General features: G+C 45.9%; 9 protein-coding genes. 5 read left to right on the top strand and 4 right to left on the bottom strand.

From position 1 onward, the window contains the following. Nucleotides 1-681 precede the first annotated feature (681 nt). Nucleotides 682-2,286, top strand: coding sequence for an alkaline phosphatase D family protein (locus QUA42_RS17270; protein WP_333138544.1), 1,605 nt, complete (start codon nucleotides 682-684; stop codon nucleotides 2,284-2,286). Nucleotides 2,287-2,293: 7 nt separating this feature from the next. Here the strand turns inward: QUA42_RS17270 and QUA42_RS17265 are convergent, their stop codons facing one another. Then, nucleotides 2,294-2,419 (bottom strand): hypothetical protein, encoded by a 126-nt coding sequence (locus tag QUA42_RS17265; protein ID WP_333138542.1) that lies wholly within the window; start codon nucleotides 2,417-2,419, stop codon nucleotides 2,294-2,296. A gap of 108 nt (nucleotides 2,420-2,527) precedes the next feature. After that, nucleotides 2,528-3,319, bottom strand: a complete 792-nt coding sequence (locus QUA42_RS17260) for a DUF3050 domain-containing protein (protein ID WP_333138540.1) — start codon at nucleotides 3,317-3,319, stop codon at nucleotides 2,528-2,530. Nucleotides 3,320-4,186: 867 nt separating this feature from the next. On the opposite strand from QUA42_RS17260, the gene QUA42_RS17255 reads away from it, so the two are divergent. Then, the gene (locus tag QUA42_RS17255) at nucleotides 4,187-4,798 is read left to right on the top strand and encodes a 2OG-Fe(II) oxygenase (RefSeq protein WP_333138538.1); all 612 of its coding nucleotides are present in this window, start codon (nucleotides 4,187-4,189) and stop codon (nucleotides 4,796-4,798) included. A gap of 328 nt (nucleotides 4,799-5,126) precedes the next feature. On the opposite strand, the gene QUA42_RS17250 is transcribed toward QUA42_RS17255, so the two are convergent. After that, nucleotides 5,127-8,897, bottom strand: coding sequence for a WD40 domain-containing protein (locus QUA42_RS17250; protein ID WP_333138536.1), 3,771 nt, complete (start codon nucleotides 8,895-8,897; stop codon nucleotides 5,127-5,129). A gap of 298 nt (nucleotides 8,898-9,195) precedes the next feature. On the opposite strand from QUA42_RS17250, the gene QUA42_RS17245 reads away from it, so the two are divergent. Beyond that, nucleotides 9,196-10,083, top strand: a complete 888-nt coding sequence (locus tag QUA42_RS17245; protein ID WP_333138534.1) for a calcium-binding protein — start codon at nucleotides 9,196-9,198, stop codon at nucleotides 10,081-10,083. Nucleotides 10,084-10,315: 232 nt separating this feature from the next. Then, a complete protein-coding gene (locus QUA42_RS17240) occupies nucleotides 10,316-11,020 on the top strand; it encodes a calcium-binding protein (RefSeq protein ID WP_333138532.1) in 705 nt (234 codons plus the stop codon). Here the strand turns inward: QUA42_RS17240 and QUA42_RS17235 are convergent. Beyond that, entirely contained in the window at nucleotides 11,017-12,369 is a 1,353-nt protein-coding gene (locus QUA42_RS17235; RefSeq protein WP_333138530.1) for an AAA-like domain-containing protein, read from the bottom strand. The two genes, QUA42_RS17240 and QUA42_RS17235, sit on opposite strands and share 4 nt — an antisense overlap. A gap of 288 nt (nucleotides 12,370-12,657) precedes the next feature. Here QUA42_RS17235 and QUA42_RS17230 point away from each other — a divergent pair. Next, nucleotides 12,658-15,284: Calx-beta domain-containing protein (locus tag QUA42_RS17230; RefSeq protein WP_333138528.1), on the top strand; the 2,627-nt coding region annotated here is incomplete at its 3' end.

The following is a 15,284-nucleotide window of genomic DNA, read 5'->3' as shown; positions in this document are numbered from 1 at the left end:
CTAGCTAAAGGAGGAATATAACTTGTCAGCATTATATTATCGATTTTGCTTTCACGAGTTAAGGGTTGTCATCTGGCAAAAGGCTGAACTACAACCATCGATCTCATGCAGCAAAACCCCAATATCTCCGATCCGTCCGATCGACCGCCTGATTAACCCGATCGCCTGGGAGTATTGTAAAGGTGAGAGCTAAAGAACCTAAAAGAGATTTAACCTAAGTTTATTAAACCTTTAACTTATGCCTCTTACCGAAATTTTACCCCTCCTCAAATAGTTATCTCACTCCGATCGACTGTTGGTATTAAATTTAGTGGTAGCCTAATTATTGAATGAATCAGGTTTAATCCCATTGGATGTTCAGAACAAAGTAGCTAGTCAAGGTTTATATGATACTTTTGAAGATGCTGCTGGTTTAGCGACAGCATAGTTGCAGAGGAAAAAGCGAAGACACATGGTTAATATCGTGCTTTGGTGGTCTAGATGGTAGCTTTTTCATCGATCGCCTACTACCTTTATTTTGGGTCCACTAAAACTTGATAGAAAACCTGCCTTTGTCTGTGGGAGTTGTTTTCCTCCTCACAGTTCGGGGCGTCTCACGAACAGCGGTGAATTTGCTGATTGTTGCGTACATCACAAATTAGCCCAAGTACAGTCTCGGTATTTTTAAAGATGAGGGTAGCCATGAAACGTAAAAAACAAGACCAACTCAGCCGCCGCCATTTTCTACTCGGTTCGGCAATTGCAGGTAGCGGTATTGTTGTCGCAAACCTGCGATCGAAATCTGGGTTAGCACAATCTTCTGCACCGGCAATTATCACCTCGGATCGGATGCGGCCCAGCATTCCATACGGTGTTGCTAGCGGTGATATTACTGGCGACAGTGCGGTGATTTGGAGTCGGTGCGATCGCTCCTCTCGAATGATAGTCGAATATGACACCGCCGACTCTTTCGGCAACGTGCAGCGCATCATCGGACCTGCAGCGTTGGAAACTAGCGATTACACGGCACGTATTAACCTGATTGACCTACCAGCCGACCGGCAAATATTCTACCGAGTCAGCTTCCAGAATTTAGCCGATCCAAACATCTACAGCGTCCCCGTTACGGGGAGTTTCCGCACACCTCCAAACAGCAAGCGCGACATCTTTTTTGCCTGGTCGGGAGACACCGCCGGACAGGGTTGGGGTATCAATTCTGAATGGGGCGGCATGAAAATCTATGAAACTATCAGGCAGCTTAAGCCAGACTTCTTCATTCATTCTGGCGATTACATCTATGCAGATAGTCCGATTAAATCTGAGGTAAAACTTGACGACGGTAGCATCTGGAAAAACATCACAACAGAAGAAAAGTCAAAAGTAGCTGAAACCTTAACAGAGTTTCGCGGAAATTACATCTACAACCTGCTAGACAATAACATCCGGCGCTTCAACGCCGAAGTGCCTCAGCTAGTTCAGTGGGATGACCACGAAACTACAAACAACTGGTATCCCGGCGAGATGCTAATGAGCGATGACCGCTACAAAGTCAAAAGCAGTTCTTTACTGGCAGCGCGAGGCAAGCAAGCATTTATGGAGTATACGCCGATCCGCTTCGATGCCAACGACCCAGAACGGATTTACCGTTCGTTCAATTACGGTTCTTCCCTGGAAATTTTTATGCTGGATATGCGTAGCTACCGAGGAATAAACACTACCAACCGTCAGACAGCAGCAAGTGAAGAAACGGCGTTTTTGGGTAATGCCCAAGTTAGCTGGTTAAAGAACAAATTGCAGAATTCAAAGGCAAGGTGGAAAGTAATTGCTAGCGATATGCCAGTCGGATTGGTGATTGAAGATGGCAAAAACAGCGGCAACTTTGAGAACCTCGCCAACGGAGATGGCCCTGCATTAGGGCGCGAACTCGAACTTGCCCAATTGTTGCGCTTTATCCAGCAAAACAATATCCAAAATGTCGTTTGGCTGACCGCTGACGTGCATTATGCTGCCGCGCACTACTACGACCCCGGTCAAGCTCAATTCACTGATTTTAAACCGTTTTGGGAGTTTGTTGCCGGGCCGCTTCACGCTGGAACTTACGGACCAAACAAGCTTGACAATACTTTTGGTCCCCTAGTTAAGTTCCAAAGTTTGTCGCTGCCAGAAGTAGAAAATCTACCTCCTACAAAAGGTTTTCAGTTCTTTGGTACGGTTAAAATTAATGGCGACAGTCAGGTGATGACTGTGGCGCTGCACAACCTTGAAGGCAAAATTCTCTACAGCGTGGACTTGCCGCCGGAGGTTTAAAACAGCTTCAAGGGCGCTGGACAAGTCGATCGGCAAAATTACAAAATCTACGAGTTAGTTGCTCGTAACTTAAGCCTAACAGCCTTTGAGTTTCTGAGGGATGTTTTTCTATGTGTTCCAGGAGTTGATTCATTTTTTTCAAGTAAAATTCCCTTATAACATACGTGCGATCGCCCGCCTATTTATTTTTTGGAGTGGTCTAATTTAAAAGGAAGGGCGAGCGCGCTCATTTCCCATTCAACTATTGTTGAATCGACTGAGTGATGCCATCCCACAAACAATGGCGTGCTTGCAGAGCATTGTTAGCAGCATTTACAGCTTGCATCCATTTTAGAGAGTCATTGTCACAAATGTTTCTTAATAGTTTTTGTCCCATTGGTGCGTGTTGCTCTTCATCAAGATGGGTGTGTCGTTCCAGGTAAAGACGAAACGAATTGCAGGGAATACCTTGAGCATCTTCTAGTTGGGTAAGGATTTGTTGAAACATCTTGGGAATCACATCCTCTCTACCTAATAGAAAAACTGCGGCAACTTCGTGATTCAATCCGCTTGCTGCTTTTAATGTGGTCATTACAAAAGTTTTAGTGGCTTCGGGGATAGCCAGATTTGCCAGAGCTTCATTAGCAGAAAAACCTTGTTGAATAGCAGCAAGAAAACTCTGAATTGGTTTGCTATCTGCACCAACTTCTTCCATGGCAGCTAGGTAGAGATGAAAGTGACTTGAGTAATAACCGGGAGAAATTTCATCTGTTTCTTCTGCCAAAACTATTTCATTAACTAATCGCGCCGAATGGATATCTATTGGAGGAACCCAAGGTAATTCGATACAAGTCAATCGACGTTGCAGCGTTTTGAGAAGTGTCATAAAATCCCAGACAGCAAAAACATGAGATTTCATAAACACTTGCAGAGATATCAAGTCATTGACTTGCTGATAAATTGAGTGAGTGAGTAGTGCCTGGCGGGCTGTGGAGGTTTGTGCTAATAACTGAATGTATGGATCTAAGGTTTCTGAAATTTGATGGTGATTCATAATTTACTCCAGAGTATTGTTGGTAATTTGCTCGAATTACACCCTGATACAGCACTTTGCCTGACTAAGAGGTACAGTAACAGCAATGAGTAAAATAACCTTGCACTCTACTATTGTACCTCCAATAGTCCGGACAGTTTTTGAGACCGAGGCTGAAACCCTCATTCTACCATTAGCATTTGACCTCACTGAGAAGGTCCAAACCCGCATTCTGCGCTTAGTGATTGAAAACTGTCCGGACTATTGGTACCTAATCTTTAAGCAAAGTGCTGTATACCTGGCAGCTTTGCTTTTTTCACCCAGAAAAATATTAATTTAATCTGAAATAATTACTTAGTAACTGTTGCGACTGCTGGTATTTTTTAGACCACCCTCTATTTGTAAACTTTATTAACGTTCCATCGCCAGTTAGATATAGTCGATCGCCCTCCCAGCATTTTGACCTAATGCACGGATTGCTTGTTTTAGCAAGATGCTTGTGGCAAAGCCCCAACACGCATCTGTTTTCCAGCTAGCAAACTCAAGAAATTAGTGATAAAACAGAGGCCGGATGCGATCGCGGAAATTAGGCCCGCCCGTGCAATTCCACAAGTTAAAATAAATGGGCGATCGGCTGCTGACCGGCATCATGTATAATGAAATTGGCAATATAATCGAATCACCACAACGATCGCCTGTATACTGATATTCTGCCGTTGCTAGTCGGTTTCGACACTTCCGGGCGATCGCCCGCAGTTAAGAAAAACCTTTGATTTAATTACGCGGACTTAAATCAAGATTATGATGCCATCCGTGAAGAACGAAGCAATCCCAAGTCTGAGCGATTGCTGCATTTCTATCTGCTGTTTCCTTAAACTTTGATGATTTTTGAGTGCCTTGAAATACTATAGCCAACATCCTAACGCTTTCTTGATCGACTACCTCAACGACTTGCGAGGAGCAATTCTAGCCTCCCCTTATCTAGCAATCAACAACCTCAACCGCGATTTCATTGGCACAAAAGGTTTTTCCGTGGTGTTTCAACGTGCGGAAATCGCCGAAGTAGAACGGCGGTTCCCTTTGTTCAAACCCTATCTAGACAAAGCATTACAGCCTGAATGCAATGCTTTTTACCTCAACCCTTTGTTGCTGGGTGAAGGTTCCCGCGTCGATCCGCATATCGATCGATCTTTGCGATCGTACTGCAAAACTGTTGAACCTCCCGCAGCCGTCAGCGTTTTGTACGTGCAAGTACCGCCGAACTTGCAAGGGGGAGAGTTGATACTGCGGCGCAACAAACAGCAAGTCGGGCAGATTAAGCCGCAAGCGAACTCGCTGGTCTATTTTCAAGGAGATTTGACTCACTCTGTCAACGCCGTTAAAAGTACCGGAACTCGTTTGAGTTTGGTTTGCGAACAGTACAGTTTGAGCGAAACAGAACTGCAAGATATTCCAGGATTCACCGTGGAATCTAGGGCCGTGAAAGCCAAAAGCAAGTAAGGTTTATTATCTAAAAAAAACAGCTTATTTGACAATCAAAATGTCTCCCTAAGCAAGAATTACTGTCCGACTACCTACAAAACAAACTTAAATACCTAGCTCTATGTTGGGCGCTTGTTTATACCCGAAAAAAAAGAAGGCAACTGTAGGCACCTGAACGAAACCCTTAGTTCATTAGTTGTTGCCAAATCTTTAATCTCAAGACTTACGCAACTGTCACAAGACTTTTAGGTATGTTATTGCGCTTCAGCGCTCTTAGGATATGAAAGAGCGCTGAAGCGCAACAACATACCTTTGTTTAAAGTGCCACTTGTGTAAATCCTGTTTTTTAAGGATTGCAGATTTCGGGGAGCGCTTTTTCTTCGGGATGATTAGCAATATAATTGCTCAGCCATTGGCAACTCAGTTTCATTAAATTATCTACATCAAGTTCCAAATTCCAGATCCTTAAAGTAGAATCATCGCTGGCAGAAACAAGAGTTTTGCCGTCGGGACTGATGTTAACGTCATTAACTCGATCGCTATGTCCCTCAAAAGTTTGTAGGGGCAGCACCTCCGATCCCGTTTGGCCGTCTGCTACATTCCACAATTTAATTGTGTGATCGAAACTTGCAGATGCGATCGTTTTGCCGTCGGGACTGAAACTAATGCTTTTTACCCAAGTTCCGTGTCCTTTGATCGTTTTGAGTTCGGTGCCTGTTTCTGCCTTCCACAATTTAATTGTGCTGTCATCGCAGGCGGATGCTAAGATTTTGCCGTCGGGACTGAAACGGAGGCTGGTAATTCGGCTGTTATGGGCTCTCAGAATCCTTCTGGGAGTAGATTCTAAATTCTTTAAATCCCAGAAATAGATCCCGCGATCGTTCCCTGCGGATGCTAAAATTTTGCCATCGGGACTGAATGTGACACTTCTAACTCTTTCGAGATGTCCTGTGAGGGTTTTAATTTCAGTACCGCTTTCTAGGTTCCACAATTTAACAGTTCTATCGTTCGCTGATGATGCTAAAATTTTACCGTCGGGACTGAAAACAACGCTGTCAATTCCCCTCTGATGTCCTGAAAGAGTTTTGATTTCAGTGCCCGTTTCTAGGTTCCACAATTTAATAGTTTTATCGCTGCCTGTGGATGCTAAAATTTTGCCGTCAGGGGCGAAACTGACGCTGGTGACGGCACCTCGATGTCCTAGAAAAGTTTTGATTTCGCTGCCGTTTTGTGCATTCCACAATTTAACAGTGCGATCGTTGCTACCGGAGGCAACAGTTTTGCCGTCGGGCGAGAAACTCGCACTGAAAACCTGACGGCGGTGGCTTTCAAGCACTTTCGGTTCGATGCCGGTGAGGTTCCAGAGTCGTACAGTGCGATCGGTACCTGCCGTTGCCAAAGTGCGGCCGTCGGGACTGAAACTAAGGCTGGCAACCCTGCCGGTGTGTCCTTTGAGCGTTTGCGGCTCGATGTCTCCTAACTGCGATAAATTCCACAATTTGACGGTGCCGTCTTCGCTAGCGGTAGCCAGAGTTTGGCTGCGGCTGTCTCTGGGACTGAATTTGACGTTCCATACTTGCCTGGTGTGGGCTTGCAGGGTTTTGAGGAGAGTCAGGTTTTGGACATCCCACAGCTTGACTAAACCGTCTTCACCCGAAGATGCTAGGGTTTTGCCGTCGTCGGAGAAACTGACACTTCTGACAGCATTGGTATGGCCCCTCAGCGTTGCGATTTCCGTTCCGTCTGCTGGATTCCAGAGTTTGACAGTGCGATCGCTACCCGAAGATGCGATCGCTAACCCGTCGGGCGAAAAAGTGACGCTTGTTGCCCAGCCCCTATGCCCAGTAAAGGTTTGGATCAAAGTGCCGTCTGCTGGATTCCAGAGTTTGACAGTGCCGTCGGAACCCGAAGATGCGATCGCCAATCCGTCGGGAGCAAAACTGACTCCTCTCACCCAGCCCCTATGCCCCGTAAGGGTTCTAATTTGTGTGCCGTTTTCAATGTTCCAGAGTTTGATAGTAGCATCGTCACTAGCAGATGCGATCGTCTTGCCGTCAGGTGAGAAACTGACAGTCCAAATGTTGTCGCGGTGTCCGGTGAGGGTTCTGAGTAAGATGCCGTCTGGATTCCAGAGTTTGACAGTATCGTCTTCGCTAGCGGATGCGAGGATTTTGCCATCGGGCGAGAAAACGACGTTTCTGAGGACAGCTTGGTGGCCAAGGAGTCGATCGCGCTCTCGGATGCTGTAAATTGCTTGTTGGAGGGCGATCGATACTTGCATCTTAGTTTCGGATTTTGCCGGACTGAATGCCTCTAATTTTTTAAGTTTATGTGCTGCTTGCAGTGCTTCGATCAGTGCTGGAAAAGGGTTTGAGGCTAAAGTTGTCTTTGACGACAAACTTTCGAGGACTATTTTGGTTTCTGCCAGTTCTCGATCGGCTTTAATTACTTGCAATTGTACGCCGATAGCTGCTGCTAAAGATATCCCTAAAATTGTCGAACCGATCGCAATTATTTTTCTAGCTTGTTTTTTAGCTAACATTAACTCTGTTTTAGCTTGATGCTGAGCCAGACTTAAAGTTTCATTAGCTTGTGCCAATATTTGACTTTCCTCAGCTTGCAGTGCAAAAGCCAATTCAACTTCTCGCTTTTCCAAATCCTGGGCCGCCGCTAAAAAGCGGTAATCCAGATGGCTTAAACTTTGATATTTTGCCCATTCCAAAGCTTCCTGCAGCGCCTGACCCCGCAGCAGCCGCGAATTATCCTCAAAATTGGCAGCATTCCAAGCATTAAAATTTTCCGAATAAGGTCGCAGCTTTCCTAACTGTTTTTCCACCCATTCAAGATTGAAAACTTCGGCATAAATTCGGTTATAAACTTTTAATTTTCCGTGCTGTTGCACCACTAAACCTGACAGTCGCAATTCCGTTTGTTCGGGACTGCCATCAGCAAGAACCCCCCCCAGCCCCCCCTTGCTAAAGGGAGGAGCAAGAGTGGCTATTTCTTGCTTTCCCAGGGGTGAAATAGCAGCATTTAGCCCCCCCTTGCTAAGAGGTGGCTGGGGGGGGTTCGCGGATTGCAAAACCTGCTGGTAAAGCCCCAATAACTGCCCCGCTTTTTGCTGATTTCTCAAAAGGCGATCGCGAATAGTTTTCAAATGTTCAGGCTCATCCTGAGATTCCCAATTCTCCACAATCCGCAACTTCACCAACCTCTCAACTCCGTCCTCCTGTGTGGAACAGGCATCCTGCCCGTCTGTGGGGGTGGAACAGGCATCCTGCCTGTCTTTCTCAGCGCCCTCTGTGTCTCTGCAGTTAACTTTATTCAACTCCTTTTCCAGCATTAACTTGCACAGCTTTTGGGTCAAAAAAGGTTGTCCCCCCGTCCAATCCAAAATATCTGCGATCGCACTTTCAGGATTGGCAACTTGCCCCTGCCAACCATTAATTAAAGGCTGCACTTCATCAATCTGAAAACCGCGTAAATTTATCGCCTTACCAATATTAAAAGGAGTTTGAGTTTTATCAGCAATCAAATCCGAAGGCGTCGCCACCCCCAACAGGGCAAAAGTCAAACGCCGGTACAGAGGATTGTCAACTCTTTGATTGTAAAACCAGCGAATCAGAGCAAAAAACTCATCAGCCGAAAAATTCATGCTCAATACTCGATCTATCTCGTCAATAAAAATAACAATACTTGCTTCAATTTCAACTAAAACAACTTCTTCAATAAACAAACTAAACCGTTGGACGGGCGATAACAAATCCCGGCGTTCGCGCCACCAATTCCGCCAATTAATTTTATTACCTAGCTGACAGCTACTGACCAAAGAATTGACAATGCCTGCATACCACTTTTCTGGAGTTACATCTTCCTTGCCAATCCCAGTTAAATCGATAAAAGCGCAAACAGTACCTTCAGCTTGCAATTTTTGCATAGCCCGCACCCGCAAACTAGATTTGCCCATTTGCCGCGAATTCAAAACGTAGCAAAACTCACCCGCTTTCAAACTTTCGTAAAAGTCCAAGTCTGCTTGTCGCGTCACGTAACTCGACGCATCTGCGGGGAGACTCCCGCCAATCTGATATTCATAACTAACTAGAGATTCTTTCATCATTGCCTGCACCAAAATCTAGATTTGATTGTACTATCGCCAACCTGACTATGTAGAGATTTATTAAAAAACCTGATTTTTGCTGATTTTGATGATGCTTTGTCAGGCTGCACCTGATTTTTTCCGATAAATTCCGAGTGCGAAGCTCTTTATCAGTTCCTATAATACCTGATTTTATCACCATTGCAGTTCAAGAGTTTTACGAAGACACTGATAACAGAAAGCGAAAGGTGCAGCAAACAAATACAAACACTTAGCGCTTTGACAAACTCAGAATACACTCATAAATAGGATTACTACCATGACAGAACTTAGAACTATCGCCGACGCTAACATTTCTACCCTGAGATTCGGTTTAATTGAAGACTTGACCGACGTTCCCCGGACTGAAGACCCTGATTCAGATAATCCGAATCCTAAGCCTAATAAATTCGGTTTGCTTGAAGACTTTACCGATGTTCCCCGGACAGACCCCGATGGCGACCCGAATCCCAATAAATCCCCTTTTATTGAAGACTTCACCGATGTTCCCCGGACAGAAGATGATGGTAATCCAATGGTAGAAATACGTGAAGTAATCGCCGCAGATAGCAACTCTACTAACAGCTTATTCGGCCGCATCGATAAAATCAGTGGCTTACCCAATGACAACATACAGGGAACGCCAGGAAATGACTACCTAGTAGGAAAGCATTACACGGACGATGACATCTTTGGCGGTGGCGGTGCAGATACACTCAAAGGCCTTGACGGTGACGACTTCCTATTTGGCGGTACTGGCAATGATAAAGTCTATGGCGGTGGCGATTCCGATTGGCTAGAAGGGAATAGCGGCAACGATTTTCTTGTTGGTCACGCCAATGGTGACGGATACGATTATTATGAAGTCGATACCTTAATTGGCGGTTCCGGAGCCGATACATTCTCGCTAGTTATCGACGGCCCAGAGTTTGAAGTTCCTTACTTAGATGGCTTAGGCGAGCACGCTTATGCAATTATTCGGGACTTTAAGAAAGCAGATGGAGATGCAATTTTGATGGTCGGTCAAAAGCAAGACTACGAATTTGTATCGGGATACTACAATTACGGCAATGACTCTCTGAAAGACACAAAAATATTTTATCAAGGTGACATGATTGCCGTAGTTTCTGACACAATGGCTGCGGATTTAACCCTGTCATTCGTCTAATTATCTCTGTATGGCGCTGCACACCTGCCACTTCGCTTCGCCCATTCTTGGCGTGTCAACTTAAGGGAAAAAACCCCGCTTGCCTGCGGTTGGAAACCGCTCGTCTGGGTGCAAGTCGAATGTGGCAACGCCCGTCATCGAACTTGCACCCTTGCCTACACAAACAAAATTCATCTAGGTGGGTTTCGATCAATCTCTACGCCCTAATTTTGAAGAACAAGGAGCAACTGAAATGGCAATTATTAATGGAACCCCTTTCAATGACGACGATACCTTCAATAACGGTCAATTCCGACCCAAGTTAGTTGGTAAAGATCCTGAATGGATGCAAGGCCCCAATGGCCCTGTATTAACGCTGGGATCTGACACAATCTATGGTGATGCAGGAAGCGATATATTGTTGGGTCTTGGTGGAAATGACTATCTAGATGGTGGGTCTAACAACGACGTTCTCGATGGTGGCGCTGGTAATGACACTTTATATGGCGGCGTTGGCTACGACTATCTAGTTGGCGGCCCTGGTAACGATCGGCTGATTGGTGGTAATTTAGACGATGCTCTGCTTGGCGGTATCGGCAATGACAGTCTCTTGGGCGGAAGTGGTAACGATCAACTTACTGGTTTCGGCTTTGGGGAAAATGAATTCGACATCCTCACAGGTGGCATTGGAAACGACAGGTTCGCGTTGGGTGACGCAAATAGCGTTTACTACCTCGGAAATGGCTACGCTACAATTACGGACTTTAGCTTAACTCAAAGCGATAAAATCCAAATTCAAGGCATTCTAACAGACGGTTATTCGCTTGGACTTGGCAACTGGGAAGGTAGCAATGCCCAAGACACTGGAGTTTTCTACAGGGGTGATTTGATTGGTGTTGTGCAAGACCAAAATATTACCAATGTCAACCCCAATCAGGTGTTAATCTCCGCTTTTTAACCTAAAACGCGGCAGAAATATTCGCGGTACAAATTGCAACGCGGCATGACATAATTGTTTTGCCGCCGCACAATTCCCATGCTGTGCAATTTGTAAATTTGCATCGAATCTAATTCAACTGGTTCGGCAGCCTTGACAACTTTTTTCAACGCTAAAGCTAATTCTGGATTGTGTTGCAGTATTTCCAAATGCTTTCGCAAATGACTGCTGTAAATTCCAGATTCTGATGCCGCATTTTCTAATAGCTGAGTTAATGAAATTTTGCCACAACTAATCTCATACATTGCCAATCTTACTAAATAAGGATGTCCGCCGATCGCACTTATTAACTCTCGCAACTGCCCCTCATCCCAATCCAAGCCGTGCAGCCGAGCTAAATCGTGAATTTGCTGGCTCTCAAACTCCAGCAACTCAACGGGAACCCCCGCATTAAACGGAGATTGATTCATGTCCAAAGGAATATAAACTTCCGTAGAATGCGCCATTACCAACCGCAGTTTTTTCCAGATATCCGAAATCTTGGCTTTTTCGTGCCAGCTTCGCAGCATCCCCAGAAAATCTTCCACTACTTCGGTGTAGGGAAATATGCGATCGACTTCATCTAACCCCAAAACCAGAGGCGTTTCTGTTTCTGCCAGCAAATACTCTTCAAAGTAAACCGTACAGTTATCGTTGCTGCCCAAAATATCCGTATCCCAATACTCGTTTAACTTGTTTTCTAGCTTTAACTGTCGGCTTACCATCAAGCACAGCCAGCGCAGAAATTTATCCAGATTTGTTAATATTCCTCGGTCGGCGGCGCTCAAATCGAGATAAACTGCGTGATAGTTTTCCCGAACAGCGCCAGCTAAAATTCGGTTCATCAGTGAAGTTTTGCCCATCATCTCCGGTGCTTTAATCCGAATCAGAGAACCGGGTTTTACAACTGTCTCGCAGCACAAAGATTCAATGTTGCAACGCTCCACATAAAAAGGAGAATCTAGTGATACCGAGCCTTCGGGAAACTGCAAATTTGCCGCCGTCAGCGGTTGTAAGAGCAGGTTGGTGCTAATATATTGAGTTGACTCTTGGGAGGCAAATCTCCTCAGAGCTTCTTTAAAATTTTTCTTCGTAATTTTTTCGGCTAAGGCTTCTGAAAGCTTGTGCCACAATTTATTGCCGACATCTTTGTTGAGGTATTCAGCACTGTAGCCGTAAGTTTTGGCGATTTCATCGTAACTTTTGCCTTCCCAGGAACCTTGAAGGACTTTCATTTCGATGTCGCTGAGATGTTTGCCGGTATTTTGAGCAAAAATGCGATCGGCAGATTCTTTGGTTTTGCTCCAAGAGAATTCTAATTCTGAGTTCATGGGATTGACGGGTAAGTACCCATATACGTAAGTATGCAGATGCTTGCAAGAGAGCAGTTGTTCCTGCACTGGAAAGTTACCCTGACTTTTCCCTATTTTAACTGATTTAACCTGAGTTTTTACTGTCAGTCCTTGTAGAAACGTCTGATTTTACTCCCCTGGTCGCTTTTGTTCTTAGAAAATAAACTGGTTTACAAGCAAGTTGATTGCCGAGCCCGATCGCAATTATCGATCGCCTCACCAACAATAGCCGAACCTCGCCAACACCAGGGTATAAGGAGAAACATTATGGCTGCTACCATTACCGTTAATAGCACAGATGACTCGAATATCAGGAATGCCGTCCTCACCCTCACAGAGGCAATTCTGGTTGCGAATGGCACTCTGAATTTTGCTACTTTGACAGTGGCAGAACAAGCGCAAATTAACGGCTCTGTCGGTACTGGTGCCGATCGGGACACGATCGCGTTTAATATCGGGGCGATTGGTTCTCAGCAATTAATTCAGCCTTTATCCGCACTGCCGCCGATCTCCGATCCAGCGATCGTCGATGGTTGGAGTCAAGGCGGCGCGGGCTATAACGGTTTGCCACTGGTGGAACTCAGCGGCAACCTCCCCGGAATTGAGATCGTCGGACTTGATATCACTGCTGGGAACAGTACCGTGCAAGGTTTAGCGATCAACAGATTTTACTCGGCAGGCATCCGCTTGCAAACCAATGGCGGCAACGAGATCCTCAGCAACCACATCGGCACGGATCTGGCGGGTACGGTCGATCGGGGCAACCGCAGGGGGATCTGGATTGATGGCGTTCCAGATAATCGGATCGAGAACAACTTAATCTCTGGCAACAACACTGTTGGTGTCGGGCTTGGCATCGAGATTTCCGGCATTGCTGCGCGCAACAACCAAGTAATCAGCAACCGTATTGGCACTGATGTTACTGGTACTGTTGCGATCGGCAATGCGATGGCCAACACCGCTGGCATCATCATCCGAAATGCGCCTGAAAACGTGATTCAGAACAACCTGATTTCTGGCAATGGTAGCGGAATTGCCATTAACGGCCCAACTGCCAATCAAAATCGAGTTGTCGGCAACCTCATCGGCACTGATATCACGGGTAATGTAGCGCTAGGAAACACTATCTATTATGGCATCTCTATTGGCAGCGCTTCTAACAATATTATCGGCGGAACGACGCCTCAAGAACGCAATATCATTTCTGGCAATGGGACTGCGGGTATTGCTTTTCTACAAGCGCCCGCAGTTTTAGGCGAACCTTCAGGCGGTGTACCTGCGACAAACCGAGTTGTCGGCAACTATATCGGCACAAATATCAGCGGTACTGCCGCTTTGGGAAATCCGATCGGCGTCTTTATCGGTGTTGGCGAAAATAACATCATCGGTGGCGCGACGGCGCAAGAACGCAATGTCATTTCTGGCAATCAAATGGGCGTCTTATTGCTTGGCAACCAGGTAACTGGCAACCGCGTTATCGGCAACTATCTCGGCACGCAAGCTGATGGCAGCACTCCTTTACCCAATACTTTGTACAGCAACGTCATAGCTGACAGAACTGGCGTCAATAACCGCATCGGCGGTACCGCAGCAGGAGAAGGAAATACGATCGCATTTAGCGGTAGCAGCGGCATTCAAGTGACCGGTGGCAACGGTTTAGCAATTTTAGGCAATTCTATCTTTTCTAATAATGGTTTAGGCATCGATCTCGATAACGATGCCGATCCCTTAACTAGCGACGGCGTTACACCAAACGATTTGGGAGACGGAGATACAGGCGGAAACGGCTTGCAAAATTTCCCGGTGTTAACCTCCGCAACTGCTAGCAACGGCAACATTACCCTTAGCGGCACTCTCAACAGCATTCCCAATACGACTTTCCGCGTCGAATTTTTTGACAATATTGCCTTAGATCCCAGCGGTAACGGCGAAGGACCAACTTATCTCAACTTTGTTAATGTCATCACTGATGCTGCTGGGAATGCTAATTTTACATCGCCGCCTTTAACTGCAACGGGGGCGATCGTCACTACTGCTACTAACTTAACAACTAACGATACTTCGGAATTTTCTCAACCTTCCCCCGGCTTACTGCAATTTAGCAATCCCGCTTACACTTTGAATGAAAACGGTACAGTTGTAGGTACTGAAATTACCGTCAATCGCATCGGTGGTAATAAAGGTGCAGTTGGGGCAACGCTGACGCTGACGGATGGTACTGCTGTTGCTGCTGACTACACCAATACGCCGATCGCGATTAACTTTGCCGCCGGCGATACGACACCAAAAATTGTTACTATTCCGATCGCCGATGACGCGATCGACGAAGCTGACGAAACGGTAAATTTATCTCTAACTAATCCAACGGGAAATGCTACAGTTGGCGATCGATACAACAATGCAGTTTTGACAATTGCAGATAACGATAACCCTCCAACTGTCAGCATCGCCCCCGCCACGATTAACCAAGCTGAAGGCAATACAGGCACAACTACCTACAACTACACAGTTAGCCTCTCCAATGCTTCTGGTTTGCCCATTACTGTTAACTACAAGACAGATGACGCTACTGCTACTACGGACGATCTCGACTACGAAGATAATGACGGTAATCTCATCTTTAATTCGCCAGAAGCGCTAACAAAAACGATCGCTGTAATTGTTAACGGCGACACCAAATTCGAGGCGAATGAAACTTTCAGCGTTACCCTCAACAACGCCACCAACGCCACCATCGATCCCGCCGCCAACCAAAGTACGGGCATTATTGTCAATGATGATAGTGATGACTCTAATCCCACTCCAACACCAACACCAACTCCGACACCAACTCCGACAGAAACGCCGACACCGACACCAACTCCGACACCAACTCCGACAGAAACGCCGACACC

This window comes from Microcoleus sp. Pol11C2 (genome assembly GCF_036701505.1).
GTDB lineage: Bacteria > Cyanobacteriota > Cyanobacteriia > Cyanobacteriales > Microcoleaceae > Microcoleus.
Note: the sequence above shows the minus strand (reverse complement) of the source record. Positions and strands in the feature narration are given on the sequence as shown.